Source organism: Enterococcus raffinosus (assembly GCF_001886185.1).
Taxonomy (GTDB): domain Bacteria; phylum Bacillota; class Bacilli; order Lactobacillales; family Enterococcaceae; genus Enterococcus_A; species Enterococcus_A raffinosus.
Genome location: NZ_JXLA01000015.1, coordinates 37271 through 64056 on the forward strand (window position 1 = coordinate 37271; position 26786 = coordinate 64056).

Annotated in this window: 28 protein-coding genes and 1 pseudogene; 3 read left to right on the plus strand and 26 right to left on the minus strand. The window is 39.4% G+C overall.

What is annotated here, in order from left to right; all coding sequences use genetic code 11:
• Window positions 1-193: 193 nt before the first annotated feature.
• The 8 genes from RV13_RS09770 to RV13_RS09805 are packed head-to-tail and all read right to left on the minus strand — an operon-like array spanning window position 194 to window position 8515.
• A complete protein-coding gene (locus tag RV13_RS09770) occupies window positions 194-910 on the minus strand; it encodes a winged helix-turn-helix domain-containing protein (protein ID WP_060789210.1) in 717 nt (238 codons plus the stop codon).
• Window positions 907-2157 (minus strand): glycosyltransferase family 4 protein, encoded by a 1251-nt coding sequence (locus RV13_RS09775; RefSeq protein WP_060789211.1) that lies wholly within the window; start codon window positions 2155-2157, stop codon window positions 907-909. The genes RV13_RS09770 and RV13_RS09775 overlap by 4 nt, the downstream gene beginning before the upstream one ends.
• A complete protein-coding gene (locus RV13_RS09780) occupies window positions 2154-2879 on the minus strand; it encodes a WecB/TagA/CpsF family glycosyltransferase (RefSeq protein ID WP_060789212.1) in 726 nt (241 codons plus the stop codon). Before RV13_RS09780 ends, RV13_RS09775 begins: the two co-directional genes overlap by 4 nt.
• Window positions 2876-4294 (minus strand): lipopolysaccharide biosynthesis protein, encoded by a 1419-nt coding sequence (locus RV13_RS09785; RefSeq protein WP_060789213.1) that lies wholly within the window; start codon window positions 4292-4294, stop codon window positions 2876-2878. The genes RV13_RS09780 and RV13_RS09785 overlap by 4 nt, the downstream gene beginning before the upstream one ends.
• On the minus strand, window positions 4291-5499 hold the full coding sequence (locus tag RV13_RS09790) for a polysaccharide pyruvyl transferase family protein (protein ID WP_060789214.1): 1209 nt from the start codon (window positions 5497-5499) through the stop codon (window positions 4291-4293). Before RV13_RS09790 ends, RV13_RS09785 begins: the two co-directional genes overlap by 4 nt.
• Before the next feature lie 35 nt (window positions 5500-5534).
• The gene (locus RV13_RS09795) at window positions 5535-6218 is read right to left on the minus strand and encodes a YveK family protein (RefSeq protein ID WP_060789215.1); all 684 of its coding nucleotides are present in this window, start codon (window positions 6216-6218) and stop codon (window positions 5535-5537) included.
• A 12-nt stretch (window positions 6219-6230) separates the two neighbouring features.
• Window positions 6231-7271, minus strand: coding sequence for a glycosyltransferase family 4 protein (locus RV13_RS09800; RefSeq protein ID WP_060789216.1), 1041 nt, complete (start codon window positions 7269-7271; stop codon window positions 6231-6233).
• On the minus strand, window positions 7259-8515 hold the full coding sequence (locus RV13_RS09805; RefSeq protein ID WP_060789217.1) for an O-antigen ligase family protein: 1257 nt from the start codon (window positions 8513-8515) through the stop codon (window positions 7259-7261). The genes RV13_RS09800 and RV13_RS09805 overlap by 13 nt, the downstream gene beginning before the upstream one ends.
• Window positions 8516-8815: 300 nt before the next feature.
• Here RV13_RS09805 and RV13_RS09810 point away from each other — a divergent pair, with 300 nt between their 5' ends.
• Entirely contained in the window at window positions 8816-10390 is a 1575-nt protein-coding gene (locus RV13_RS09810; RefSeq protein ID WP_028020232.1) for an AcpB/EbpR/MafR family transcriptional regulator, read from the plus strand.
• 73 nt (window positions 10391-10463) lie between these two features.
• Here the strand turns inward: RV13_RS09810 and RV13_RS09815 are convergent, their stop codons facing one another.
• A complete protein-coding gene (locus tag RV13_RS09815) occupies window positions 10464-11225 on the minus strand; it encodes a tyrosine-protein phosphatase (protein ID WP_060789218.1) in 762 nt (253 codons plus the stop codon).
• 556 nt (window positions 11226-11781) lie between these two features.
• Here RV13_RS09815 and RV13_RS09820 point away from each other — a divergent pair.
• Together RV13_RS09820 and RV13_RS09825 are read left to right on the plus strand one after the other, a co-directional pair.
• Window positions 11782-12252: a GyrI-like domain-containing protein gene (locus RV13_RS09820; RefSeq protein WP_028020230.1), complete on the plus strand. Its 471-nt coding sequence runs from the start codon at window positions 11782-11784 to the stop codon at window positions 12250-12252.
• Window positions 12253-12437: 185 nt separating this feature from the next.
• Window positions 12438-13520: a YhgE/Pip domain-containing protein gene (locus RV13_RS09825; protein ID WP_060789219.1), complete on the plus strand. Its 1083-nt coding sequence runs from the start codon at window positions 12438-12440 to the stop codon at window positions 13518-13520.
• 51 nt (window positions 13521-13571) lie between these two features.
• Here RV13_RS09825 and RV13_RS21350 read toward each other — a convergent pair whose 3' ends face one another.
• From RV13_RS21350 to RV13_RS09900, 17 genes and pseudogenes are all read right to left on the minus strand, one after another.
• On the minus strand, window positions 13572-14468 hold the full coding sequence (locus RV13_RS21350) for a YfcC family protein (protein ID WP_306301661.1): 897 nt from the start codon (window positions 14466-14468) through the stop codon (window positions 13572-13574).
• Window positions 14459-14974, minus strand: coding sequence for a hypothetical protein (locus tag RV13_RS21355; protein WP_249024473.1), 516 nt, complete (start codon window positions 14972-14974; stop codon window positions 14459-14461). Before RV13_RS21355 ends, RV13_RS21350 begins: the two co-directional genes overlap by 10 nt.
• Window positions 14975-15018: 44 nt before the next feature.
• Window positions 15019-16515 carry an amidohydrolase family protein gene (locus RV13_RS09835; protein ID WP_060789220.1) on the minus strand — a complete coding sequence of 499 codons (1497 nt, stop codon included), beginning with the start codon at window positions 16513-16515 and terminating at the stop codon, window positions 15019-15021.
• Window positions 16516-16541: 26 nt separating this feature from the next.
• A complete protein-coding gene (locus RV13_RS09840; protein WP_028020226.1) occupies window positions 16542-17252 on the minus strand; it encodes a GntR family transcriptional regulator in 711 nt (236 codons plus the stop codon).
• A gap of 69 nt (window positions 17253-17321) precedes the next feature.
• Window positions 17322-18137 (minus strand): fructoselysine 6-kinase, encoded by an 816-nt coding sequence (locus RV13_RS09845; protein WP_060789221.1) that lies wholly within the window; start codon window positions 18135-18137, stop codon window positions 17322-17324.
• 11 nt (window positions 18138-18148) lie between these two features.
• The gene (locus RV13_RS09850) at window positions 18149-19117 is read right to left on the minus strand and encodes an SIS domain-containing protein (RefSeq protein ID WP_028020224.1); all 969 of its coding nucleotides are present in this window, start codon (window positions 19115-19117) and stop codon (window positions 18149-18151) included.
• 240 nt (window positions 19118-19357) lie between these two features.
• Window positions 19358-20110: a hypothetical protein gene (locus tag RV13_RS09855; RefSeq protein WP_060789222.1), complete on the minus strand. Its 753-nt coding sequence runs from the start codon at window positions 20108-20110 to the stop codon at window positions 19358-19360.
• Between the two features lie 68 nt (window positions 20111-20178).
• Entirely contained in the window at window positions 20179-20796 is a 618-nt protein-coding gene (locus tag RV13_RS09860; protein ID WP_060789223.1) for a DUF805 domain-containing protein, read from the minus strand.
• Window positions 20797-20880: 84 nt separating this feature from the next.
• Window positions 20881-21000, minus strand: coding sequence for a lipoprotein (locus RV13_RS21000; protein WP_156424135.1), 120 nt, complete (start codon window positions 20998-21000; stop codon window positions 20881-20883).
• Between the two features lie 183 nt (window positions 21001-21183).
• A complete protein-coding gene (locus tag RV13_RS09865; RefSeq protein WP_060789224.1) occupies window positions 21184-21609 on the minus strand; it encodes a hypothetical protein in 426 nt (141 codons plus the stop codon).
• A 329-nt stretch (window positions 21610-21938) separates the two neighbouring features.
• Window positions 21939-22445 carry a hypothetical protein gene (locus tag RV13_RS09870; RefSeq protein WP_060789225.1) on the minus strand — a complete coding sequence of 169 codons (507 nt, stop codon included), beginning with the start codon at window positions 22443-22445 and terminating at the stop codon, window positions 21939-21941.
• 116 nt (window positions 22446-22561) lie between these two features.
• On the minus strand, window positions 22562-23356 hold the full coding sequence (locus RV13_RS09875) for a hypothetical protein (RefSeq protein WP_060789226.1): 795 nt from the start codon (window positions 23354-23356) through the stop codon (window positions 22562-22564).
• A 34-nt stretch (window positions 23357-23390) separates the two neighbouring features.
• Window positions 23391-24593: a zinc metalloprotease gene (locus RV13_RS09880; protein ID WP_060789227.1), complete on the minus strand. Its 1203-nt coding sequence runs from the start codon at window positions 24591-24593 to the stop codon at window positions 23391-23393.
• 40 nt (window positions 24594-24633) lie between these two features.
• Window positions 24634-24746: pseudogene (locus RV13_RS21530) on the minus strand (IS6 family transposase); the annotation flags it as partial.
• 28 nt (window positions 24747-24774) lie between these two features.
• The gene (locus RV13_RS09885; protein WP_060789228.1) at window positions 24775-25431 is read right to left on the minus strand and encodes a hypothetical protein; all 657 of its coding nucleotides are present in this window, start codon (window positions 25429-25431) and stop codon (window positions 24775-24777) included.
• 264 nt (window positions 25432-25695) lie between these two features.
• Window positions 25696-26049, minus strand: a complete 354-nt coding sequence (locus tag RV13_RS09890; protein WP_060789229.1) for a DUF3969 family protein — start codon at window positions 26047-26049, stop codon at window positions 25696-25698.
• Window positions 26050-26306: 257 nt separating this feature from the next.
• A complete protein-coding gene (locus RV13_RS09900) occupies window positions 26307-26762 on the minus strand; it encodes a hypothetical protein (protein WP_060789231.1) in 456 nt (151 codons plus the stop codon).
• Between the last annotated feature and the right edge of the window lie 24 nt (window positions 26763-26786).

Below are 26786 nucleotides of genomic sequence, written 5' to 3' on the forward strand. Positions count from 1 at the left end.
AAAATATTCTTCTTTAGAATAATTACAGCTAACTATTTAATAGTAGAACAGAAGCGAATCATCCAACCGTCAATTAATTGTCGCTTTTTTGATTTTTTATCATCAAAAAACACAGTCTATTTTCGGAAAAATGACTTTATTGTGGAATTACCTTTCTTTTTTTGTTTCTTTTTTGAATTTTCCGCGGTTTGGGTTAGTCAACCTCTGTGACAAGCATTTGATAAAATTCATCTGAAATTTGATACCCTTTGCCCCAGGAAGTATTGATCGGGTCACACTCGACACCGCTTTTGACTACCTTTGATTTGATATTTCGCACACAGGCGGATAAGGCGGACATTCTTGAATTAGTGGCTCCCTCGTCCTCCCAAATTTTTTCGCACAGCTCTTGGCGTGAAAGGTACTTTCCACTGTAATCATATAGACAGGTCATCAGCAGATTCTCTCGTTTAGACAGCCCAAAATGATAAAGATGGTATTTCTTTTTTTGTGTATGTTCCCTTTCTTTGCTAAAAGAAGTATCCTTAAACTTCGTTGGATCTTGGTGGTTGATGGTCTGGCACATCTCACGAATTTCTTCTAGTGAAGCATTCCCTCTGATCCATTGATCAATGGCCGAATCTGTCTGATCCTCTTCATAGCTTTTCGTAAAATCACTCTCGTATTTCCTGACAATCGCAGAAACACAGCCACGAAGCTTCGGCATCAGCGCCACGATCTCCTGATAAGCGATCGTTTCACTCAAAATGACCGCATCAAAGCAAGAGAACAGCAGTCGCTTTTCCTGATCCATCGAGTAGCAATCCTCTAACAGACAAGCACTGCAGAAGACTTCATTATTCAACTGCTGCAGCTTGCTCTGAAAACCTGATTCCGCCAACAAATTTTTGGTTAAGATTAATATTTTCATTCGTGCTCTCCTTCTTTCATGCCATTTTGGCCAATGAACTGTCTGATACTTGAAACAAACTCTTCGTAAAAACGCTGCTGGGAATGCCGCTCTCGTCCACTTATGGCTGCTTTACTCATTTGACGACGTAATGCTTCGTCTTGAATCAATTGCTTTAGGCCTTGCGCAAATTGCTGAACATACTCTTGATCATAGGGAATCAATACTGCTCCTTTTTCACTGATATATTCTGGAATCCCGCCGATTTTTGTTGCAATCACGGGTATCCCCATCGCCTGTGCTTCAACTGCAGAAAGGCAGCAGGTTTCATGGAAGATAGAGGGCACTGCACAGATATCCGCCGCCCTCAAGAAAAACGGGATCTCTTTTTTATTGATATATCCGGTGAAGCGTACCTCAATCGGCAGCTTCTCAGCTTGCGCCAGAACTTTATTGAAATAGGCATCTTTCTTAGTAGAGCTATAGGTGGTTCCTCCTAGCACCAAGACCTTTACATGCGAGATATCGTCGAGTCTGCTTAGGGCTTCTAGAAGCAGATGCACCCCTTTTGTTTCGGTAATGCGACCCGAAAAAACAATGACGCAATCTGAATCCTCCAGACGAAGCTGCGCACGTGCCTCTTGTCTTTCAGCCTGTGATACTGGCTGAAAATCCTCTAGCTGAATACCGTTGTTTACCCGATAAAAAGCCGAACGCTCCTTAGGAAAATCTATCTTTTGAGCCTGTTGATTCAGAAAATCACAGACAGAGAACACACCATCCAGCTCCTGCAAAATCTCTTTTCCGTCCTTTGTCTCAGGATTCAAATAGTCATTATGCAAATACGTGCCTAATTTCCCTGAATAAAAGGAACGCAGCAACGGAATACGTTCTGGACAATTCAGATCCAGCACCCCATCAACCTCTGCCTCCTGTAAATACTCCTTCGTTTTTCTTATTAGTTCAGGATAAGGAATCAAGTTTTTCCGTTTTCCCGTCAGAAGTGACTGTCCTTTATTCCAGCATTTCTGGATGAACCACCATACGGGACGTTCTCTGATATCCACAGGTATAATTTGAGTCTGTGTATGGGTTTGGTTGAAGGCTGAAATTGCCGGGTCTGCTGGAGACACGATTCGTAGTTCCAGCTGTTGATGGGTTTCATTTTCTTCTATTAAAGAATCCAGCAGCGTTTCGATCGCGCCGCCTTTCACAGCCGGAACAGGTAAAGCCCCATAGGTTAGCAGCAAGATCCGTGGTTTCCTCATTTGACCTTCTCCTGCATCGTTAAATAAATAAAATAAAGATTTTCAAAGATGTAGCGTTTATAGAGCCGTCGCGGCTCCTTCATGAAGCGGTGCAGCCATTCCAATCCATTTTTCTGCATCCAGACAGGTGCTCGAGAAATGGCTCCTGCTAAAACATCGAAGCTCCCTCCCACACCCATGATTAGGTTGGCATTCAGCTCAGTTTTATACTTATTGACAAATTCTTCCTTATAAGGTGAGGTCATGCCGATAAACAGCATCTGCGGCTGACAGACGGCAATCTTTCTTACGACCTCCTCCTCATCTTTAAAATAGCCGTGATGAGCGCCCGCAATCTTCAAATTCGGATACTGCTCCCTTAACACCTCTAGCAGTCTATTCAAAATAGCTTCTTTGGTTCCTAAAAAGTACACCGTCATTCCTTTTTTCTCTGCCTGCTCCAGAAGTGCCATCATGGTATCAATCCCGGTCACCCGATCAATCTTTTTCTTTTTGATCCAGCGGCAGGCGCGTACCACCGAATAGCCATCCGCGCTCACCATGTCCGCCTGTTGAATAATCTTTTTTATCTCGGTATTTCGATGGCTGAGGACGACTTTATTCGAGTTGACGCCGACATGTTCAATGACTTCATTTCGCTGGATTCGTTGAATGATTTCAGTCACTGTTTCCTCCAAGCTGCCATCATCTATCATCAGATCAAATAACTCTACTTTATTCATTTATGCACCCCTTTCTTGCTTATCCCTCCATGGAACAAATCAATAAAAATAATGAGAACCAATAACAGACCTTGGCTGAAAAACAACCCTCCGCCAGAAAGTACGCCTGATTGGTTGAGGACAATCTGTCCGATCAATAAAGCAACTTGCAGCCACATTGCTTTTGTGGATAGTCGCTGCTTCATGAAGCGATCGGTTTGCCGTTTTCGTAAATAGAAAATCAGGAAGAAACCACCGCCCGATGCAAGTGAAGCACCATTAATCCCTATCAACGGAATCAGCAGCAAGCTTGCTAAAACATTGACTGCTGCACCTAACAAGGAAGTAGTCAGTATTCCTCTTGTTTTCTTCACAACGATATAGGTCGTCCCGAAGAAACCAGAAATACAGGAAAAGAAATTACTTACCAATAGCAACGGAATATAGGACTTGGCAAAGTAAAACTCTTTTGATAGCAACAACGATGCTAGTGGATCTAAAAACAGCAGGATCAATCCGGAGAACAGCAGCAGCAGCGTGCTGTAATGGTTAAACACCTTTTGATAAAAGGCCGCCGCCTCTTTTTTGTGATACTGTTCAACCGCCGACAGCTGCCACGCCTGTAAAAAGATCGTTCCGATAACGGACAATAGATTCGGAATCTTACTAGCCGCCGCATACATCCCGTTACTTGCCACACCAAGAAAAAAGGTCATAATGAAGCGGCTAGATGTGGTAAGAATCCACCACATCGCGGAATTCGGAATCAACGGCAAACTGTAGGCGATCAACTGTTTCCGCTGCTCAGAATTTACTGTTTTTCTTCGTGTAAGTAATGCTCGCCAGGAAATATTGACAGCTAGAAAACCGAGTGAGAGTAAATTTGCTAAGACCAGTGACAAGAAATATGCCACGATCATGTTCTTCAGACGCTGAAACAGCAGCAGGTTAAACAGCAAGGTTAATAGTGACAGCAAAATCCCGTTGGCCGCGTAGGTCTTCAGTTTCCCGACTGCTTTGATGTACTGCATCAGAATCAACTGGAAGGATTGAATCGTTAAGAGACAAAAGCTAAGCAGCCCCACACCTGAGGAAAGATCTACCGACAGGCCAAACAAACGCAGACCGCCCAATAGCAAAGCTAGACCTCCGAGTCCCATCACATTGGTGCCCAAGGCGGTTCGCAGCCAATCCACCTTTTCCTGTTGGCTCTTACTATCCAGCACAAAGCGCAGCACCCCTTCAGAAACACTGAGACTAACAATTGGAAGAGCCAAATTGATGGTATTCAGCAGCAAATCTGCTGTACCGTACTCACTTTTAGTCAAATAGTAGGTATAAAAACCGACAAGGAAGAACGTAATCAGCTTGCTGCCGAAGCTGCCGATCGCAAAAATCAACGAATCGTTGAACAATTTTTTATATTGATTCCTCATTCGACCAATCCCTGCCGAAAGTCGTCCATTAGCTCATGATTGATTGCAAAGGCTTGCCGCATCTTCTCCTTTGCCCGCTTCATCTGCTGGGAGGCTTCATGATTCTCAACAAGCTTTTCATTTACCTTTTCCAAAAGAAGTACTCGCTTTTTCGGTAGCTCCTCAATTGGTAGTACATCTTCTTCCATCTCAAGATTTTTGAACATCTCGACTACCTTCTGCTGCCAAGACAAGCCGATAATTGGAAGAAATTGAGAAACAGCTACAATCATGGAATGCATCCTGGTACCGATGATCAGACTTAATCCTTGATACAGCTCTAATAACTCTTCTTTATCTGTGGTAACGATCAGCTGTACTTGGGGACACTCTCGAAACTTGGAATACACACTTTCGACCGTTTCGTAATCCTGAATCTCTGAAGAAAAGAGAACGATCTCTCTTTTCGAAGAAACCAGCTCACGAATAAGATGGCTCATTTCCTCTAGATACTGCAGGTATTCTTTTTGCGGACAGCCAGTAATACGGTAATCAATTACACAAATTCCAATTTGTTGGCGAGTCGCCCTTTGTTTTCCAAGCTCCTCAAAGGATTGCTTTTCCGGCAAAAGAAAGACAGGATCCACAGAGGCATAGGCAGCAGAATGCTGAGCATTTTGCAAATAAGCATAGGAACGCTGATCACGAAAGGTCACAGCATCGCATTTTTTTAAGGTAGCGATCGCCGCTTGTTGCTGTTTTTCTGTACAAAAGGGGCCAATTCCGATTGAACTGACGAATATCTTTGTGTGGTGCTTGTTCGCAAGAGTCACTACCTGATCAAAACGTTGTGCGGACAGCGTCGCAGGTGATAAATCGAAAATCGCATTTCCACCGCCAATTATCAGCAGCTCCGTTTCCTCTAAAGCCGCTTCAAATGCTCGAATGTTGGCTGGCTCGTACATTTTCTTTCGCGAACGCAGCCATTTCCCTTTACTGACAAGATTCTTAACAAACGGCAGCTGGCGAAAATATTTGTAATAGTAGTCATGAATTTTTGATCGTCGAATCAATTGGTTGTTTCGTTTAATCTGTGATTCTTCGATCAATTTGTAGCTGTATTTTTTTGTTTCAACATCTGTTAACAGTTGGTCTGACAGCGTTTCAGCGATCAATCGATCCCCGATATTCGAACTATCAATGAAACTAACTAGGATTGCTTTCACTCCGGCCACTCACCTTCAACTTTTTTCTAACATTGCTAGCATTCATAAAAATCAACCACACCGATAATTTCCGTATCCATCAACGAGGGAACGAGCTCCGGCGTTTGAATGATTGCTCTTGCCTTCAGATAGTAATAAATAAAACTGCTTGAGGTACTCAGCATCAAACTGATCAAAAAAATTCCCGCAAATACCTTCGTCAAACGAGGAGACCGCATTGTTTCAAAAGACTGCGCAGACAACAGAAAGACATTCCGCGGCAGCTGACTCTGTTCAACGATCTCTGGATACTTTTCACTCAAGCGAATCGCCAGTTCTTTGCTTTTTTCTGGTTGATCAGCGGTCACACTGACTTTGAATATTTGTGAATTGATGCTGTTGGTCACCGTCAAGGACTGACTAATAGTCTCTCTACTTAACTGCGGCAACTCCTTTTGCAGCGCTTCTATCACAGCATCGCTTTTGATCATTTCCTTGTAGGTCTCCACTAACTTGATATTGCTTGCCACCGCTTTGTTTTCTATCTCTTGTTGGTCGTTATTCGCCAGCGACTCTGCTTCGCGTTGCTCTGCAGGCAGCAGGAAGGATACCTGTGTGCTGTATTTAAAGCCTTTCATGTAAAATCCCACACTTCCCAGCACAGCAAAAAGTACGGTCAGTACGATAAGCGCCTTCTTACGCAACCAAAGAAAGTAAAGAAAGTCCTTAAATGAATACATGACGTACTCCTTTCATCCACGAGATAATGAGTCGTAAAGACTCTCCCAATTCGCAATATACGCATCCAGCGAAAACTGCGCCTCGATCTTTTGTTTCGCCTGTTCCGACAGCTCTTTACGTAGCTTGTCGTCTGAGAAAAAAGAAAGCAGCCGCTCCTCCATTTCATCAATAGCTCCTGGCACTACCAGAAAGCCATTCTCTCTATCCGTGATTACCTGACTGATACCCCCAACATCCGTTGCCAGGTTGGGGATTCCAGCGGCCATTGTTTCTAAAACTGCCATCGGAATCCCTTCATGGTACGAAGGAAGGAGATGTAGACCGCAATCCTTTAAAAGCTCCTGTTGATCAATAGTCCAGCCATGGATTTCTACATTCGTACAGCCCGATTCTTCTAATTGCCGAAGAATTGCTGGAGTCGTTTGATCACTGTCCCCATAAAGATGAAAACGAACCTCAGGCAATTGCTCTTGTATTCGCTTAGCGAGCGTAATAATGTCATGACTGCCTTTTCTTTCGCATACGCGTCCGAAGGTTAGAATATTCATTGATTGCGGGTGGTAGCTGCTCTTTTCTGGTACGAAAACCGCATTGTTTATCACGATCACTGTTGTTGTCGTTAGTGTGCGATAATAATCAGCCCATTCGTCTCCCAAAGCGACAATGATATCCACTTTGTCGAGCGCCCTGCGGATAAAGTTTTTTTGTTTTGTAGAGGCTTTTTCGTAAAATTGATCAAAATTAGGCGCGTGCATATGAAAAATCGTTTTAGTCTCCTTTTTCACTGCCTTCAGCAGCAGTGCTTTGCGATAGAAACTCGCGTCCTGAGAAACATGAAAATGAACGATCGCTAGCTTTTGTGTATGAGCGGCAATGAGTAATTGTCGAAAGGATCGCAACGCGTATCGAAGCTTGTGTTTTTCATTCCATGAAAATACGTATTGAAGTTGCCAGTTATGATCCGTAGGAAAATACTGACGGAAATTTCGGATTACTGTAGAAATTCCACCTTTGCCGGTACTTTCGGGACCTATCATGATTATCTTTGCCATCCCTGCTCCTTTTTTTTCACTTGGATCAGCATGCACATAAAACCGAATACCGTTGCCGATAGTGCGGAGAAAAATACATGTCCCACCAAGAAACTGTAAATGATTGTAAAAATTAATAAGAATACACAGAACTTATCGGAACCGTGATACACAGCCAGTTTCAAGAAATAGCCCACCACAGCGATCAGAAGGAACGTTCCAATAATTCCATAAGAGAAAAACATATCGAAGAAGTCCATTTCTATCAGGCCACCCTTTCTTCCATACCAATCCCAGCGATTCTCGAACCCGGCTCCGAACAAAAAGAGGTACTGATTTTTCGGTGCCTGTAAGAAGTTATCCATCGCATCCTTCAGATACACATTTCTAGAACTAAGCAGCAGCCTCGGCCAATCATCCTGATAAAGTGTGCGAAAGTAAGCGAATCGTGCGATCACACCCGATAAAGCAGTCAATAAAAATTCTTTTCCCTTCATTAAAAGAAGAAAAAGCCCCAATAACAGAAATTCAAAAACAAAAAACTGAGCAGATAAGGAGCGACTCCGATAACGAGAAAGAAAATAAAAAATCAAATAGAAGGTATAAAGGACACCTGTCAACAGACCCGATTTTGTTCCTAAGATCAGCAGGCAATACATATTCAAAAAATACAAAACCAATAGCATTCCGGCTGGAATCAAGCATTTTTCATGATGGATGAGAAACCATCCAACAAAGAAGAGCAAGATCAAAAACGCAAAGGCAATGTCATTTGTCGCGAAATAGAACCCCTTAAAGCCAGCCGTATCGTCATAAGTGCTGTTTCCTAGCCCAAGAAAGTAAGGAATAATTAATCCTCCAATCAAAAATAAATCTAAAAAAACTGTTACCTTCGATAGTTTTCTAATAGACAAATAATCAATGTATTGATTCGCAAAAAACGGAATTAGCAAACATAATGAGAATCGAATGACATAGGACAATTCTTTAATAAGCAGCGAAAGACCCGTTTTGAAATACACCGTTTGAACAATACAAAGAAGGATCAGCAAGAAAAGGGAAATCAGTAGTAATAGATAGTCGCCTGTTCGCTTCACCCCTTTTGACAAAGCGCCATAGAGAATATAAGCAATAAAAAGGACTCGATAGGCTGTTCCTAGCGGGATATTGTGTCCATACGAGATAAAAACGCCGTTAAAAATATCTATTAAAGGAAAGATGATGATCATTATTAAAAAAATATGGATTTTAATCCGGTCAACCAATATATTCCTCCTCTGTCTGGGTATTAATAAAATCGTTTTTTTCGTTAAACGAAACACAATTAATGTTAATTCAATTAATAAATAAGCAAACATCTTTTTTTGTTAATAAATTACCTATTTTTGACTGATTAAAAGGGGTCTCAAAGTATAAAATAGATAAATATCAATCAAAAAATAAACATATTATAATTTTGATATTTTTTAATCGTTTATTCGAATTTATATTCATTATCATTTGATTACTTATCCCCTTCTTAAGAAAATTAATTGTGGGTATGTTGGAAGGAGTAAAAATAAAAGATGTTTCTAATTAATCAAATCGCTGATCTTTTTGACAAAGAAACGGTGACAAAAATAAAAATCATCTATTTGTTGAAAGAAAAGAAAACGTGGGTGTCGATTGATGAGCTGACCTCACAGTTAGAGATCAATCAACGAACAATCACAAAATATTTAACGTTTATTGAAGAAGATATTGATACATTCTCTTCAAACAAAGAAGTTGTGCTGAAGAGCCATAGTAAGAAAGGATATTTTTTGTACTATGATTTTGAGCCGGTTTTAGAAGATCTGGTCTTTCGTATCATTGAGGAAACAATCAATTATCAGTTATTAACGAAAATATTTTTCTCAAAAATTCCTTCGATCATACAGTTTTCTCATAAGTACTACGTAAGCGAATCTTCCTTATGGCGCATGATCAATAAATTCAGAAAGAATTTGCTACCCATTGGTATTTCTATCGAACGGAGATCCCTAGAATTGATTGGTGATGAAATTCAAATTCGTCGATTGAGTTTTGTGTTGCTGCAAAATTCTTATACACGGGGAAAATGGTTATACGGAAGTACGACAAAAATGGTGACAGAAAAACTGATGGAACGACTTGTCACCTTCTTCCATCTATGTTTATCAGATTTTGATTACAAGAATCTTTTCTGTATGATTGCGGTAAGCATTGAACGGACGAAACAAAAAAAGCACCTTCGTCTATCGAAGGAGCTGTGGGAAAATATCGAAAACAATGAATTGTTCGATCATTTTTTTTATGAAATGAGAGAGGTTTCACCCAAGGATTTTTATGATCGTGAAGAAATTGGGTTTCTCTTTTTATATGTTTTTACTATGGATGAAGTCTTTAACGACACATACATCCGAAAGAATTTTATTGCCTTTCATCACGAAAAAAAGACACAGCTCTTTCAGTCGGTGGAAATGTTTAAACAGCTATGGTTTGAGGAACAGAACCTGTTTCTCTCAAAAGATGACCTGATCATTGTTGATAAAAGTCTCTATAGTGCACACCTGTACTGCCAATTATTCTACAATGAAAAACAGCCAAATACTAAATCTGAAGATTCTTATTGGCAATCAAGCGAATACATATCTTTTCATCTGAAAAGTTTAGTCAAAGATTTCATACAATTACTGTACAACAAAACGAATTTTAATCTTTTCAGAGAAAGAAATTATCTTTTGTCTATTTATCCATTGTTGATTGAAACTGTCACACCACTCCAAAAGGTAGAAGAACCCTTACAAGTTTTTTTAGTCTCTGATTTATCAAATCTCGAAGAATACCAATTGATTAAAATGATCGAGAACGAATTCCGAGGGCGGTTTAAACTAGAAATCTATACCCATCATGATAGCCTGTGTGAAACGAGTTCTTTGGATTTGATCCTTTCTACTAGAAAAACATTTCTGCCGGAACGTCCACTATTGCCTAATATCGTCATTCCAAGAGAACCATCCAAACTTGATTTTCATACGTTGGAAATCAAGCTGCGAGACATTTATGCCAGAAAAAACCAGCAACCGACTCTTCCTTCACTGAACCATGTACCAGCAAACAATCCAAAATCAACCTATTAACATTTGTTAGAAACATCTCTGCAGCTTTTTGAAAAGAAAGTGCAGAGATGTTTTCTCACTCAAATCAATGAACTTAATGGAAAAACCAGCTTTTTTTCACTTCTTGAAAAACGGGTCGCCGCACTGGATCCCCATTTAATAAATCCTTTGTCATTTGCTGCATCTCCTCCAGATAGCCTGTCCCAAAACATTCTTCGATCTCTTGATACGCTTCTTTCAAATAAAAACCACGCTGGTGGACACTATGCGCATCTGAGGCAAGCATATACACAAGTCGATTTTCCAGCATCAGCTTCGCCGTCCGTTGAATCTTTTTACCAAAAAAACCGATAATACTGGGAGCCGTCACCTGTGTCAAAGCCCCCATCTCTAAGTAGGGAATCAAACGATTCGGCTCCTTTGCAAAAACCACATTTCTCTCTGGATGAACAATCACAGGAATATGTCCCTGTTCAATCAGCCGAAGAAATAATTTTTCTGCGTAGGCGGGAACCTCTATTGTAGGAAATTCAATCAACAAATAGTGATTCGTCAAATCCGTAAATAAAATATTTCCATGATGAATCTCTTCTAATAAGTCCCCCGTTAGTCGTACCTCCTGCCCTTCAAAAAGAGTCAGCTTTAGGTTTCGCTGATCCAGTTCCTGCTGCAGCTTTTGAACGGCTGATATCACTGTAGAGGCGGGATTTTTGTATCGTCCATTATTGTGATGCGGGGTACATAATATATGTGTAATCCCCTGTCGTATAGCTTCATGGGCCATGGCTAGACTTTCCTCCAACGACTGAGGGCCATCATCAACACCAGGGAGAATATGACAATGCAAATCAATCACACGTATTCCTCCAAACAAATCTACTTCTCTATGAATAGGAAATCGACAATGGTGCAGCCCTTACTACACCAAAATGCTATCAACGCCTTAAGCCTTGTCAATTCCTAATCAAGTTTTTTTCTTTCGTTTGATTCTACCAAATACGCTTAAAAATGCCGCATCAAAAAATGTTGTTTTTGTGAAAAAAATTCTTGTAGGAAAGTCTCGTTCAGAATACTATCAGCCTAGGAGAATAATGGTAGACAAACACTGTAAATACATCTAAATCTGTCAGAATGGAGCACCCCCTCTTTATGCAACCACTCCAAAAAGAACTGGAAGATATTTAATACAGTGAGTTCTGACAAAAAAATCTGTCGTGCTCTCACTCTCTTCTTCATGGACGCAGGGGCCCTTGGGATTAATTTAATGGGAAATCATTATTTTGGAATACTGAAGCGCTTTAGTTATTTGTACCGAAAAAAATATTATCCTAATTGAGCATTGTGGAACAAGTGAACGCTCGCATTCTTTGCTATGCTTTTCTTATTAAAACTAACTGAAATGAGGAAAACTTATGGCAAGAATTGCAGAGATTATGATTAAGCAACTACCAGAGCAGCACATGCTGACTATTCGACGAACCATCAACTTTTTCGAGGAATACGCCGATTTTATGGGGGAAGCGATCCGTACAATTCTTCAACACATCGAGGAAAATGAGGCTTGGCCTAGCAGTGGGCCGATCGTCTGCTTTCATAACATGGATCTAGAAAATTTAGCTGTAGAGATTGGCTTTGTGACGCCACGACCGCTTGAACCAAGTAACGCTGTTCAATCCGTGACACTGCCAATTCGCAAGGTAGCATTGACAATTGATCGCGGACCTTATGAAGAGCAGGACCCTACTCTGGAAGCACTCATGAAGTGGATTCCTGAACATGGCTATGAAGCCTGTGGTGGAATTTATTATCATTACTTAAATGGCGAAGACCAGCCAGAACAGGAATATCTTACTGAGATGTTTCTTCCAATAAAAAGTTCGTAAAATTCTTATATTAAGTCGTGAATCACTCTTTTTTAGTAGGAGTGATTTTTTTAATGCTTCAACATCCAAAAGATTGCATTCCAAACTGTTGACAAAATAAATCTACAGATATATTATATCTACAGATAAATTTAATCTATAGATTTATCTTAATAAGAAATTCAATGATACAAGAGGCGATTATTATGAAACGTAAAAAGAAATTTTTGATTTATGCAGTAGTTTTCTTTTTGACCCTTATTCCGATCCTTTATTCCGGTTTATTTTTAGGTGCTCTAATGGACCCCTATGGAAAAGTCGATCAGCTTCCTGTTGCCTTGGTAAAGGAAAATGACAATCCGATATACAACAAGCTGGTCGAGAGCAAGCTGTTTGATTATAAGGAAGAAAATGCTAGTAAAGCGAAAAAAGATCTAAACAAAGGAAACGTGTACGCAATCATCACTTTTGATGAGGGCTTTACAAATAAACTAACTGCCTTTCCGGTCACTCAACAGCAGCCGGCGATGACCTTGACTACATCGGAGGGACTAAACTACTCTGCCGCCAAATTAATCGTGACAACAACTGAGCAATTTGTTTCCAAAGTCAATGCAGGCCTTTCCTCCCAAATGATCAGCCAGCTAAACGCGAAGCAAGTTCCGACGAATATAGCCAGTATCATTCATTTAGAACATAAGGACATTCATCCAGTGAAAAACAATGGTGAAGGGATGGCACCCTATATCTTCTCTTTGACCCTATTTGTCGGCGGGATTTTTACGAACCAGTTCATTATGAGAGCATTGACGAAGAAAAAGGAAAAATATCGCATTTACTGGCGAGAACAGTTTCTATACCCAATGGTGATCGCTCTGCTGCAGTTGATCTTTTTGCTACTGATCAATGCGCTGTTCATTCACATCTCGATCACAAAACCTTTGGACTTCGCACTATTTTCGATCGTCGTCGCGGCAGCATTTTACAGCATTATCGTTGCCTTTAACAAGCTGGTTCCAGGGGTTGGAAGCTTTATCGTCTTGCTATTGACTATGATGCAGACCTCCTCATCTGGAGGTAGCTACCCTATTCTCTTATCTTCACCCATTTTCCGTACGATCCATCGATTCATTCCCATGACTTATAGTGTCAATGGGTTTAGAAATTTGATCAGCTTAGACAATTCAAAGATCTTTTTAGACTACGCCGCACTGAGTCTATTTATCGTGATCGGTCAAATCGGGATTTATTTCAGCTATCGAATTCATGAAAAGAAAAAAGCAGCGTAGCAAAAGAGCCAATCATGTGATGAATCTTCAACACATGATTGGCTCTTTTCTTTACAACAACGTCGCGATATAAAGCAAGACAGCAGAAACAATTAAGAGGATGACAAATATTTTGGACCCAACCTTCAACCATTTAGAGAAATTGATCTCCGCTATGGCTAAACCTGCCAGCAACACTCCGCCAGTCGGTGAAATCAAATTCATCAGCCCGTTGCCAAATTGATTACTCAAAACTACGACATCACGATTAATATAAACCAAATCTGCTAGCGGTGCCATAACCGGCATCGTCAACGCTGCGGCTCCCGAGGAGGATGGAACAAAGAACGTAACGATGACTTGCGCAATCAATAAAATCGCTGAGAACATAAATTTCGGCAGTCCGCCTAAAAGATTCGCCAAACAATTCAAAATCGTATCAATAATCATTCCGTTCTCCAAAATGACTAGCACACCTCGAGCCAAACCAATAATTACCGCCGCATAAGCAAAATCCGCACAGCCTTCGACAAATGCCTCGGCGATCTCTTTCTGATTAAACCTAGCGACAAGCCCGGCATAAAGACCCATTCCTACAAACAATGCTGAGATTTCAACCATATACCAGCCTTGCGCGATGATGCCCCAAATCATGATCATCAACCCAATAATGAAGCCGCCAATGATCCATTTATCACTCGTACTAAATGGTTTGTCCACTTCAAAATTTTGAAACTTGTGCTTAACCTTTTGGTCATTTTTATAAACAATAGAGGATTCTGGATTGGCCTTGACTTTTTTCGCATAATGCATGGTAAATAGGATAGAAATAAGTGTGATTACCGCCCAGCAGACTACTCGATAGACCAAAAGAGGATTCCCGTGTACATCGGCTACTCCTTGAGCAATCAGTACGTTGAATGGATTTATCGTCGATCCAATATACCCCGCCTGCGTTCCTAAAAAAATAGAATAAGAATTGCCGTCATTGAGTCAAAGCCTAAAGAAAACATCAGGGAAACGAAGACCGCAAATAGCGGAATAACCTCTTCACTCATCCCAAAGGTCGATCCTCCTAAGCTAAAGAGGATCATAGATAAAGGGATAACTAAAATTCCTTTATCTCCTAAAGATTGTGCCAATGTAAATAATCCACGGTCTACGGCACCCGTTTTTAAAATGATTCCAAAAGCGCCGCCTACAATTAAAACAAACGCAACAACTTCAACCGCATTGATTACTCCCGCTGCAGGAGCTTCTAACACGGCGCTAATCCCTTGTCCGTAGCCCGCTTTATCAATCTGATGATACGTACCGGGTACGACCGTTGTTTTTTCCATCCCATTAATCGTTCCAACAACCGTCTTAAATTGCCCGCTTGGAATAAACCACGTAAGTAACGCTGCAATAATAATTAAGAGAAATATCAATGTATAGCTATGGGGAAATACAAACTTTCTTCTTTTTAATTCCATTTCTTCCGCACTCCTTATATCGTATCATAACGTTATGTCAAAAATTAGTCTTTTTTATACACAATCTCACCGTCAATGCAGGTCAAGATTGTTTCGGCTGCCGCAACCTCATTAAAATCCTCAGTCGTAAGGTCTTGGTCAAAAATAGCAAATGTGGCCGATCTCCCTGCCTGCAGAACACCATAGTCTAATAGACCGTTTGCTACAAATCCATTTTTCGTAAAGCTTTTTAATATTTCTAGCGCTGACACGCCATTTTCCTTTTTCCACGTTTCAGCTCCTGTTGGAAAACGACGGAAGCAGGCGCGAAGAATGGATTCTGGCAGATTCGTAATGAATAACGGCAAATCTGTTCCGCTAGTCAGTAGAATGTCCGCCTCATGCAAAAGCCGATAATTGAAAAAAGCTTCGTCCTCACCAAGAAGAACCTCTGGCATATAAGCCTCCTGATAAGAAGGGTTCAATCCTAAAATTTGAGGATAGATTTCCGCAGCGATGTTTCCTTCAGACATTTCTTTAGTCATATTCGCTGTGATCATCTCTAAATCACTGATTGAGTTATATACGCCTTTCGGTAAGCGCTTCCCAAATTGGTTAAGTATTTTCGCGGCTTCGACTCCTGCGCGATCCCCTTCTGTGGTCAAACAACAAGGAACTGATCGTTCATTCCATTTTTTTACTTCATTTGCTAATGCTGGATAATCAATTGTTGGGCCCTTCTTCCCCGAGGCATAGGACCCAGTGATGTCCCCTGTTTCATCTGCGACGACACCATCCACCATCATCTTGACTCCTCCAAAGCGAACCTTCTCTGGAAAATGCTCGGTTTGATAGCTTTGAACTAAAGCGGTCGAGATCGGCTCTTCCACTGATTGAAGGTAGAAGGTCGTCATCAGCTTTCTATAACTTATGTTATTTAAAAAATCAGCAGTATCAAAGACGATTTCCTTGATTGAGACGACTCCTCTCGAAAGCAGCAGCTCCTCGAATTCATGGTACACTGCTTGTACCAATGCCTGATTCGCTAACATTTCTTTGATTAAGCGGAAACGACTTTCCGCACTTGTTTCCGTTTCTTGAAAACCGTAACGATCTTTCGCCTTCTGATTCATCCAGCAATAGGACCGATCCTTCGCGATAGCAGTTATCGGTCCTGGATAGTTCAGACGATCCAATGTTTCTTGACTTGGAAGTGTTCCCCAATCCTGCGTTGCCCAACCATAGGCATAAACAGGCTGTCCATGTTTTTTATCAAGCTCATTTTGAAGCATCTGCAGTGCTTCATTTTCAGAGCTTGTCTTTTCTAAGTTTACTCCTGCATGCATACTTAAATATCCACTAAAAAACACATGGTTATCGTGCAAGCCCGGCATCACAAAAGAATTATCATACTTTAGAACGGTAGTCTCTTCATCTACTAGATGCTGATAATCCCAGCCGCTCTGTACTTCTTCAATCGTCTCCCCCTTAAAAGCAACATAGCCTTTAAAAGGAAGGTTTCCGCCATCGAAAATGGCGTTGGAACGGAGAATTTTACGCAATTTTTTCACTCCTAATTACGGAGAGCCTACAAGCTGAATTTATACACTTCGCCTAAATAATACTGATGGCCAACATGGATAGGCTGATGATTTTGGTCATTGATCAACGTGTTCACATAAAAGAAGGGCGTACCGATCCCTACCTCCATAACCTTAGCTAATTGGTCATCTGCGATTGCCAGCTCAAGGATCGTTTCACCTGGATTGATCGCCAAAATATCCTCCTCAGCCAATAACTGATACAGTGATCCTGTCAAATCAGCTGTCAACAATGACTCAAAACGCTGCTTATCAAAGTAATTATTCTCCAATAGGATGGGCGTACCATCAGCCATACGCTTCCGTTTTGTATAGATGACGTCATCACCAACATTGATCTGGAGTTTCTTAGCCAGTTCGGCAGTCGCGGGAATAATCTTTCGTTCTAAGAGCTGATTGCTCGGGGTGAATCCATTCGCGCGGCAGCTTTCACTGAAGCCAATTACATATTCGATTTTTCGGAAGACCTTGTGTTGATTGACAAAAGTTCCCTTTCCCTGCTTTTTGATCAAATAGCCCTCTTTCACCAGTTCTTGAATGGCCTTTCGAACAGTGATCCTGCTGACAGAATAGACTTCTGTCAATTCCGGCTCTGGCGGAATTTTCTCATTTTCCTTGTACTCTCCGCTACTTATTTTATTTTTTATGATTTCCTCTAATTGCTTATATAAAGGCACCTGTGCTTCTGCATCTAACATACATTGATCCTCACTTCTTTGGATTATCTCTCTTTTGTTAGAGTATCAAATGCCCTTTGATAAAACAAGCTACTCGTAAGAAACACCATAGCCGAAAGAGCCTTCCACCATGCAAGATTCTCCCGCAAATTCATTACCCTTTTTCATCGCAGAAGCAATATCCTCACCGCTTAAGTAATGGATCAGGAAAGCTGTTAGGAAAGAATCCCCTGCTGCCATCGTATCTACCGGTTCTCTCAAAACAGGATTCACTTCATAATAATGCTGACCATCATAGCCAATGGCTGCTTTGTCTCCTCTAGTGGCGATCAATACCTCATTGCTAGGAGTAAAATATTTTTTCAAGAAGGCCTTCGTCTCATCCTCTGACAAATGACTCACTGAAAAGAATCCAAAATTCACTTTATCAATCGCTCGCAGGATCTCCTCCTCAGAAAAATCATCCGAGAAATCATAGGAGACTTTCCCTGGTAGATCGATTAATTCTTCCAATAAATGATTGACATGACTATATAACCCCATGTGAATCAAGGCAAACTGCTCTAAATAGCTACGATCCGCTTGTGTCAGCTGGATTGGATGTTCACGCGTGACACCGCCTTCATTACTCCCTAAAAATATTCGATCGCCCTCTTTTATCTCTACACGGGCACAACCATTTTCACCTGACTCAAAGCGGGAGTGACTATGTTCGATACCTAAATCTTCAAGCGCAGATAATACGTGCTTTCCTTCTGCATCCGATCCGAAAACACCCATGAAGCTGCTGTCTTGGCCAAGCTTTTTGGCAAAGACAGCAAAATTCAACGCATTTCCACCAGGATACATGATTTTAAGGTTTACATATTTATCAACAACATTATCTCCTAAACCTAAAACATTCATGCTGCTTCCTCCTAGTAATCAACTTTTCCCATATAACGTCGAACGTCTAAATCGTGATTCCGATTATCAGCCAATGCAGAACGATATTCTGACAATACGCTGTAAAACAGAATTGGATTGAAGAACTCGGAAACTTCATCTGGGATTAAATCTAATCCTAATTCTTTTGCATCAACAATTTCAACTTTTTCCGCATATTTATCTAGAAAAACTTTTGCTCGCTCATCTAGCACACGCGTACGTCCTTGACTCATTAATAAAATGAACATTGTATCCTTGTCCGTTACTTCAAATGGACCATGGAAAAACTCTCCCGAATGAACCGAGGTCGAATCCAACCACTGCATCTCCATCAATGAACAAATCGAAAAACCATAGGCATGACCATAGCTAGGTCCGCTACCTAAAATGTAATACATTTTTTCTTCTTGGTACTTATCCGCAAAAACCTTCACCCGATCCTGAACCTGTTGCTTCGCATTATCCACTACCGTATCAATGATCGTCATTCCTTCACGAAATTTTTCAAACGCCTCATAGCCCTCAGTCCCATGAAGCAATGAGACTGTCAAATCCAAGATAATCGCCATCGGATTGTTTTGAACCTGTGCATCACCGCCCCATTCATATAGGAAGCTGTAATCAGAAACCTTCAATAGCTCCGCCTTCTTATTATGCGTGAGACCAATCGTGTGTGCTCCTCTTTTTTGTGCAACCTCTCCTGCTTTTACCGTTTCTCCTGTGTTTCCACCATGTGAGCAAAGAATTACGACAGATTTTTCATCTAATCGCTTAGGCACAACTTGTACAAACTCATTTGCAGTATAAAGACCTGTAACTGCCTTCGAAGCTTCAGATTTCATGAAATAGTCCGCAACATACATATCAACCAGCGAACCACCACAAGCTACGAAATAAATACCCGATAATTCTCCCCCATTCTTCTCGATGATCTCATTTACAACTTTTTTTACGTCCACCAAAATTCCTCCTTTTTCGTATAACGTTATATGACGTTATATCTATGAACCTCATTTTAGAGTCTCTCAAACAAAAAGTCAACAAGTTTTTAAAAACGTTTTCTAGAAACAAAAAAAGATTGCTCTATTGGGCAATCGTCTCCCAAAATGAACAACCTTTTTTTAATCATCTAGCTAAACGTTTCGCTTTTTTCCTATCCATTACAACAGGTAGCACTTCCAAAGAACCTTCGACTTCAATCAATTAAGTCGAAGCAACTCCTGCAGCTTTTCTTGTGCCGCATGATCTTCTGAGATTTGAAAATCTACATCTGGCGTATACGTTCCTTGCCTTCCATCATCGTCGTACTCACCAAAGCCTGTATTCGTACTTACTGGTGTGCCATTACCTGTCTTCAATTCATAGACCACACCGTTATCCCCTAGTAAATACTTGCTGACGGGACGAGTAAAATCCATTTTTACAGAATAGTTCGCCGCAAATGAATCCGCAAATAATTCTTGCTTGCCGACGCCGCCATCCTTTGCCGTGTAAAAAATACATCCGCCGATTGCATGAATAGGAAACGCACTTAGTCCAGGCATGTTATTGTTTTGAACTTGAACCTGCCCATCAGGGGTATTCGCATACCAGTCACCGTGTCCAGCTGCCCCGTGATCAAAGAACCAATCACTCACCGCCATATTTCCTATCGCTGCACGTTGTCCTGCCCATTCAAGAAAAGCCTGATTGATTTGATCTTTTTGCGCATCGCTCAATTGAACTCTTCTATTGTTAACAGGATTCGTTTGTTCAGTACTTTGCGCCTCTTCTGTATCAGAAGAGCGAGCAGCTCGCGTTTTTGAAGTAGAAGACATGCTATCGGATGTCGCCGTTACCTTGATTTCAACAGAACTTTCCGAAGCGCTCTTATCCTTAACCGCCATTGAGCTACAACCGGACAATAAAAACACTGCACAGAGTCCAAAGGCGAGAAAGCTATTTATTTTCATTATAATTCCCCCAATACAAAAGCCTCTGGCTCAATTCTAGCACTAAATTCATTAAAAAAAAGAAACCTTTAGTTAGAAAACGATTGATCTTTCTCATGCGCATGCTTCGGTCTAAAGAAAAATCTCACGATCGAATGATTGCTACTAACAGTTAATGCATCCGTAGGGAGCAACGTTAAAATAAAAAAGAATAGCCCGATCGCGTAATTTAGATAGACAAAAATAATGTCCGCTCCAGATCGATAAGAAAAATAGACAAGAGCTATATTAAGAAGAAAATCCATCGCAGCCAATAAACCTGATACTAATGAAACGATCCATAATACGAAAAAGCCTCGACCATTTAATCCAACATCACGGCAGCGTCTTGTGAGCAACGCCAAACTCGGGACAAAAAAGAACAGGAAGTAAATCACTAGTGCAACAAGCATCATCGTCATTATATTGTTCGTAACATATAGAATAACTTGCTCCTCATCTACGTTTCGAAGGATCATATCGATCATACTCGCGAATTGATACACACTAACAGGAATGAATAACAGGGATAAAATAAGATACCCCACCATAACCCACCAATATCCCGCCCGTGTTGTTCGACCTTTAAAATCAAAATAACCAACAAAAAAATCCTTAATCGCTGTTGGAAAACTTACATAACTTGCACGCTTTTTAATCTTTATCACTATGTTAACTCCTTTGATGTTTTGACGACGGAAGTTTGATCAGGCTCTTTGATCATGTCCATATATATTCTGTCGTCGTTAATACTAAATGTAACTGTTGCTTTGATCGACATGCGTGATTATTGATGGAGGGGATTCCTCCTTCGCTGAACAGCCACTTAAAGTAGCAAACAACACTAATAAAAGGAATACAGGTTTCTTCATTCATAAACCTCTCAGGTATTTTCATTCTCTTCAACCTAATCGTATCCAATCAGGCAAAATCTACTCAATAGAAATCATTATCACCTGCAATTAGTAGAGCTGCTTATATAAAGAATCAGAGTTCAATTTCTTATCTTGAAACCAAACTCTGACTTGCTTCTCTATTTAAATCAAAAAATTATTTCAGGGAGTATTATCACCAAATAGAAAGTAAACAAGACAAACTATTGCGATTATAACAACCACAATCATAATGGCCCTTTTGCCATTCCTTTGCGCAGATTTATCTTCTTTCACCTCTAACGCCACAGCTAAACTTTCAATCTCCTGCTCACTAAATTCATTGTTTACCCGTAGTAAATTGATTTTTTCTGGATCAATAGTTGTCATCCCAGACAGCTCTTCATTCGAAATATCCGAATGTTGAAGGGCCTGTTTTACATTCATAAATTTTTTATTTTTTGGAGCGATTAAAAAAGAGTAATAGACATACAGCACTAAACTGAAAACTCCAATGACAAATATAGAATTTCCAAAAAAGGTCAGTGATACTCCCAAAAGTGCGGCAAGTGAAACGAAACCGATGGAAATGATTTTATTCTTATTCAAATTTTTAACTCCTTTTATTTAGTTATTTTACTTAAGTTATCTATGCTTACCTTTCCAAACTTACTTCACTCGATTACTGAAATAAATTTTTAGAAAGACAGAGAAAAGGTGTCGGTATTTCTTATAACACTGACGCCTTTTCTAAATGCCAATCATATGCAGTATCTACTTGTACGACCCCGATTAAAAAAAGTCATATTACTCTACTTCTATTTCCAAAAGAAAGATGTGTATCCCATTAAAAAGGAGAGTTTCTATTTCGATTCGGACTGGTTATTGATGATTTTTCAGTTATAACTATAAAAAGAAAAACGGAACAATTCTCGCCTTCAGAGATACGGTGATCTCATTTCTTCAACAAACAATCCATTTTCGGTTATTTGTACGATTGATTTTCTCAGAACTTTACTAGAGCAAACATACATGTAATAATCATACCCAAAATGAACTTCAAAACTCTTACTCACAAGTTTCGCCCATACGATTTCTCGCAAAATTAATTTTATTACCAAAGCGACATCACAATTCTTAATTGTCATTTCTTCTTCAAGTAAATCATACATTTTTTTCAGTTCATCAGAATCCTCTTCATTGATACTCAAATAATGGTTTTTCTCAAGTTCATTAATTTTTAAGGTTTCTACTTTCATTTCATCCATCATACTTTTTACGGCTTCAAAATATTTCTCTTCGACAGATAAGTAATCAGATAGTGTAAATTCTTTACTATCATAAATTGTCCCAATATCACCAATGGAAATCCACTCATTCTTTGGATAGTGCCCCTTAGAATTCCGATATTTAGGATCATATTTTGTAATTCTATAACAATGCATACGGGTCTCCTATTTTTTTCAATTTGCTATTTTAGTTAACACAAGATCATTATCCCTTCATGACGCAACAAATGTTCAATAGAATTATTCTGTTTTGCCTTAATTTGACAAACTAATCAATCATTATGGATCTGACCTGTTAACCAAAAAGATCCTGAAATGATGTTTCCCTCCATCATCTCCTCAGTCACAAGTTCTGGATCAGCAACAACATCAATTTCTCTTCCCAGCGTCTTGACCTTGGCATAATAAAAGAATTCATTCGTATAAGGATTGGTTATTTTCTTAGTAGACAATACTCGTCCGCCAAAAATTGCAGTAGAATCTGGTAAAAACGGGGCTTCTTCTTCGCTAAATAGGCCAGAAGGAATAAAAAATTCAGTTGCCAAATTTAATCCTTCCTCCCCTTCTTGTGCCTGTTTGTAAGTTTGTTCATTGGTATAAATGTTCAACTCATGGGCAAAAGCCGCTAACTGTACCTTCTTAATCGAAGGAAAGTTTAATTCATGGAGGCCTATATCTGGTAAATCAAAAACAAAAGGATAAGTAATTTCTTCGTCTTCTCCTGGTTCTGCTTCACTGCAAACCTGTCCATCTAAATCTGTAGCTGCCGGGTTTTCGATCTTTTTTGTTAAACAAACTTTTGATACAGCCGTTCCCTTAAAATGTGGATTCAAGCCAATTATCTCATTTGCCTCGTTCATCTGTCCCCACAACTCAACGCCTTCACCCAGCTCCAGTTTTAAATAGGCCGCTTCACCAACTTCAAGTCGTTCTCCTGATTCACAAACTAACTTGGCATACTCCATAAACTCTTCATTAGACTTAAGTGGTAACCCAATTGTTGAAAAATGACTAACCATTTTTTCTCCACCCTTCGAATGTTCAACATGCTGCTGTTTGATCAGCATTACTATCTTTCAAACCAAACTAATCTTCCGTTACCTAAAGCCAATAAGCAATTGCCACCAGACCAATCATCATCAAAATGAACAGTAGTAACGAGTTTTTTTCTTCATCTGCATTCAAAGCTTGAACTGGGGATAATGGTTGAACAGTCTCTATTTCATGCGATGGATGTCCACGCTCAATCATTAACCCTTGAAACCAATGAATTAATTGCATTTCCCTCTTTTTTCTCCCCCTTGTTGGAAGTTTCTCAAGATAATTATCCGCACTGTCCAACATATCTAAGGCTTCTGGTAAGTTTTTTTCTCGAGAATAAAGATAGGCGGCTTTCACCCGTTGTGTCACTGAATCTTCGTTCCTCATCATTTTACGAAACTTTTTATCTTGCCAGATTTCTTCAATTCGAGGATCATTGGACTGGAAGATCAAGAGGTAGAAGAGCATTTCCGCTTTTACTGCCAACTGATATACAGGAGCGACATTGGGTAGTTGCTCCCACAGCATGTCCAATTCTGACTGAAGCTTTTCCCATTGTTTCGTATCCAAAAAGAAATACACCCTTAGCAGATCGTGGTAATCATCAAGATGCGTACGCTTAGAACCTGTCGGAATTTTCTCAAAATATTTTCTTGGCATCTCTGCTAAAGTCATGCCTCTATTTGACAAATCATTCATCTTCAACTCTAGATGTAATAAGTAACGATACTCCTTTCGCTGAGAAGCCAGCAATATATTTTTCCCGTCATTATGCCCGTCAGGAAGCCCATTTAGCAAAACGATCAGGAACCCCATGAAAGAAAAAATGGACAAGTACCAAGTACGCTCAAAAAAGATAAGGGCTAGCAAACTCGCTATTAGATTTGCCAAACAGCCTCCTGATAGATACCATCGAAATGGCCACTTATTTTCACGATATTCTGGCGGTGCCATCAAGCATTGCCCACTTAACCCCGCAACAGGGCTTTTCTGAAAAACGATCCTGCCATCAGGGTACCAAGACCACATAAATGATAACACCCGAAAGCTGGTCATTTTATAACCAGTCATTTTTCCAAACAAAGCATGTCCAGCTTCATGGATAACTATTTGTGAGACTAGTAACAAATAAGAATAGACCAACAACCAGCTAAGATCAAAAATATCATGGCCATCCTCGTAAATCCATCTCCATAAAAACAGCCACATGACACAACTTAGGACAAGACCAAGTATCCAACGAATAACCTTTATTGCTTTCATTTTTATATCCTCCACAATTTTCAAAATCTTTCCTTATGCTCTAAATCCAAAAGTCGAAGAGGTTGATTTCTCTTCGACTTTTTTGTATAGTGCAGAAACAAATTCAATTCCTTTAATCGTTGTCGCTGCAGCGTACGTATACTGAATGCATTTCTCTAACATTTAAAATTGAAATCCCTGATTATCTAAGAAATAGATTGTTCTCATTTGCAATTTTTTCATAAAGCTGTTTATCTTTGTTGTTATCAATAATAATTGGGAGACTCAGGTCATAATTAGAGATTAAAATCATAGGATGTGAGTTAAAGTATAAACTGTTCCATATTTTTTCTCGAAGAAAACCTTTGATAAATAGTTTTAAAAGATTTATATTTCCAATCTTATATATATAATTATCACCATTATTTAAGACATCGATTTGATTCACATAAATTAGTCTATCTATCTTATCTAATCTCTCGCATTGTCTATCCATTATTTTAGTTATCTTACTCTTGTCATCTTCACCTCCCAAATCTATATAAGCTTCGTTATCATTTATTTCAAATACTCTCCCAAAAAAAGATAAATACTTATTTTCTTGACTTAGTCTGAAGTATTCATTTGACAATAGACTAAGTCTCGGGTCTCCTATCTGCATAGTTTCATTAAATACATCTAATACAGCAACTTTTTTAAGCCTTGTCGCTTCAACCACTAATTCATGATAATCTGTAGAATCGAAAAATAATTTATAAAGCTCATTATCAAAACTGCTTGATGAAAAATCCATTTTTTCTAATTCAGGGATCTTCCCATCCTGAATGTTAATTTCTGATTCGTTGCTCATTATCATCATAGGTTTCTTTCTATACTCATTGATTGATGGCCCCTTCTAAACTTTCATCAGAAGAAATTTTATAATGAATCAACTTAGAGTCGGTAGTTTGACTTTTAGCATAATTAGATTTGCTTTCCAAAGGTGTTTCCCAGCCTTATCAAAAACCTCCAAATGCTTATCTTTTCCTTTATGGTAAGTATCTCTATAGTAAACATACTGCTTATTAAATGGGATTTTTCGCTCGGTTAAACATTGCATTCATAATTACTGATCAACCACATATTATTTTTTATTCAACCATTTCTCATCCCCATAAAATAATCCGTTTGGTTTAATTTCCTTTAATACTTCCTTAGCAGAATCATGTAGCGCTTTAATTTCATTTTCTAGTTCATCCGGCAATAATGATTCTATATCTTCTAATTCAGTTCCCAATTGTACGATGTCAATGATTCTTTTATCAATGCCTTTTCTACGTAAAACCTCTAAAGTGTAAGGACTAAATAAGTACTGCTCGCATTCTTCTATCGCCAATATTCCACTTTCCAGAGAGTCTAGTAATCCTATAATACATACTAATAACATTATATTTGCATCTGATTTTTTATTGGTGGACAACTTTATTTTTGTTCGCATTTTTTTCTCCTTCTTGTTTCTATTTGAGTCAATTTCATAATTTGCTAAAACTTATAAAACTGTTTATTTTGAGTATGTTTCTCTGTGCAAGAGAGATGAAAGTTTATCATTCCAATGTGGAGGTAAATAGCTAATTCTTGAATAATTTGAAAAAATACAGTTGATTCTACCACTGTTTTGCTCAAATTATGGGGAAGTAGCAACTTTCCAAGTACCCTAATCGTTGATATACTAACTAAACTAATCATGAAATTTGCTCATTTATTTAAATTATTACTCCATTTATTTTTAACTTTTACATCAAAGACTTTTCCTGATTTACTTTCAAAATAGTGTATAGAAACCTTGTTTCCATATTTGTCATATCCATCTTTATAAACTTTCTTCCATTCTCCTGGTTCAATTTTTCTTAAATCCTCTAATGCTTTTTTGTATGTTACCTTACTAGATTTAAGCCCACCTCTTTCTGGTGTAAATCCTTCAGGATATTTTGGTGCATGTTTTATGCCATCATAAACATTCTTAATACCTGAACCAGAACTACTATAATTACTCCCGCTCTTAAAGGCTTGTGTAGTATTTTTTGCCACCATATTAGCATGACTTGTTACTGCAGCTGAAATTGCCGCTGCCGATAGAATACCTGTTCCACCACTAACAAAACTCGTTCCCACCAAATTGTGCAATCGCGGCTGAAAAACCTGCTTCACCAATGCCAAATGCTGCTTTATATTCTA

What these genes read in the sequence shown, in the direction of transcription:
- RV13_RS09770 (WP_060789210.1), bottom strand. Translation starts at nt 910, where the DNA reads ATGAAAATATTAATCTTAACCAAAAATTTGTTGGCGGAATCAGGTTTT.
- RV13_RS09775 (WP_060789211.1), bottom strand. Translation starts at nt 2,157, where the DNA reads ATGAGGAAACCACGGATCTTGCTGCTAACCTATGGGGCTTTACCTGTT.
- RV13_RS09780 (WP_060789212.1), bottom strand. Translation starts at nt 2,879, where the DNA reads ATGAATAAAGTAGAGTTATTTGATCTGATGATAGATGATGGCAGCTTG.
- RV13_RS09785 (WP_060789213.1), bottom strand. Translation starts at nt 4,294, where the DNA reads ATGAGGAATCAATATAAAAAATTGTTCAACGATTCGTTGATTTTTGCG.
- RV13_RS09795 (WP_060789215.1), bottom strand. Translation starts at nt 6,218, where the DNA reads ATGTATTCATTTAAGGACTTTCTTTACTTTCTTTGGTTGCGTAAGAAG.
- RV13_RS09800 (WP_060789216.1), bottom strand. Translation starts at nt 7,271, where the DNA reads ATGGCAAAGATAATCATGATAGGTCCCGAAAGTACCGGCAAAGGTGGA.
- RV13_RS09810 (WP_028020232.1), top strand. Translation starts at nt 8,816, where the DNA reads ATGTTTCTAATTAATCAAATCGCTGATCTTTTTGACAAAGAAACGGTG.
- RV13_RS09820 (WP_028020230.1), top strand. Translation starts at nt 11,782, where the DNA reads ATGGCAAGAATTGCAGAGATTATGATTAAGCAACTACCAGAGCAGCAC.
- RV13_RS09825 (WP_060789219.1), top strand. Translation starts at nt 12,438, where the DNA reads ATGAAACGTAAAAAGAAATTTTTGATTTATGCAGTAGTTTTCTTTTTG.
- RV13_RS21355 (WP_249024473.1), bottom strand. Translation starts at nt 14,974, where the DNA reads ATGGAATTAAAAAGAAGAAAGTTTGTATTTCCCCATAGCTATACATTG.
- RV13_RS09840 (WP_028020226.1), bottom strand. Translation starts at nt 17,252, where the DNA reads ATGTTAGATGCAGAAGCACAGGTGCCTTTATATAAGCAATTAGAGGAA.
- RV13_RS09845 (WP_060789221.1), bottom strand. Translation starts at nt 18,137, where the DNA reads ATGAATGTTTTAGGTTTAGGAGATAATGTTGTTGATAAATATGTAAAC.
- RV13_RS09855 (WP_060789222.1), bottom strand. Translation starts at nt 20,110, where the DNA reads ATGAAAATAAATAGCTTTCTCGCCTTTGGACTCTGTGCAGTGTTTTTA.
- RV13_RS21000 (WP_156424135.1), bottom strand. Translation starts at nt 21,000, where the DNA reads ATGAAGAAACCTGTATTCCTTTTATTAGTGTTGTTTGCTACTTTAAGT.
- RV13_RS09870 (WP_060789225.1), bottom strand. Translation starts at nt 22,445, where the DNA reads ATGCATTGTTATAGAATTACAAAATATGATCCTAAATATCGGAATTCT.
- RV13_RS09875 (WP_060789226.1), bottom strand. Translation starts at nt 23,356, where the DNA reads ATGCTGATCAAACAGCAGCATGTTGAACATTCGAAGGGTGGAGAAAAA.
- RV13_RS09880 (WP_060789227.1), bottom strand. Translation starts at nt 24,593, where the DNA reads ATGAAAGCAATAAAGGTTATTCGTTGGATACTTGGTCTTGTCCTAAGT.
- RV13_RS09885 (WP_060789228.1), bottom strand. Translation starts at nt 25,431, where the DNA reads ATGATGATAATGAGCAACGAATCAGAAATTAACATTCAGGATGGGAAG.
- RV13_RS09890 (WP_060789229.1), bottom strand. Translation starts at nt 26,049, where the DNA reads ATGCGAACAAAAATAAAGTTGTCCACCAATAAAAAATCAGATGCAAAT.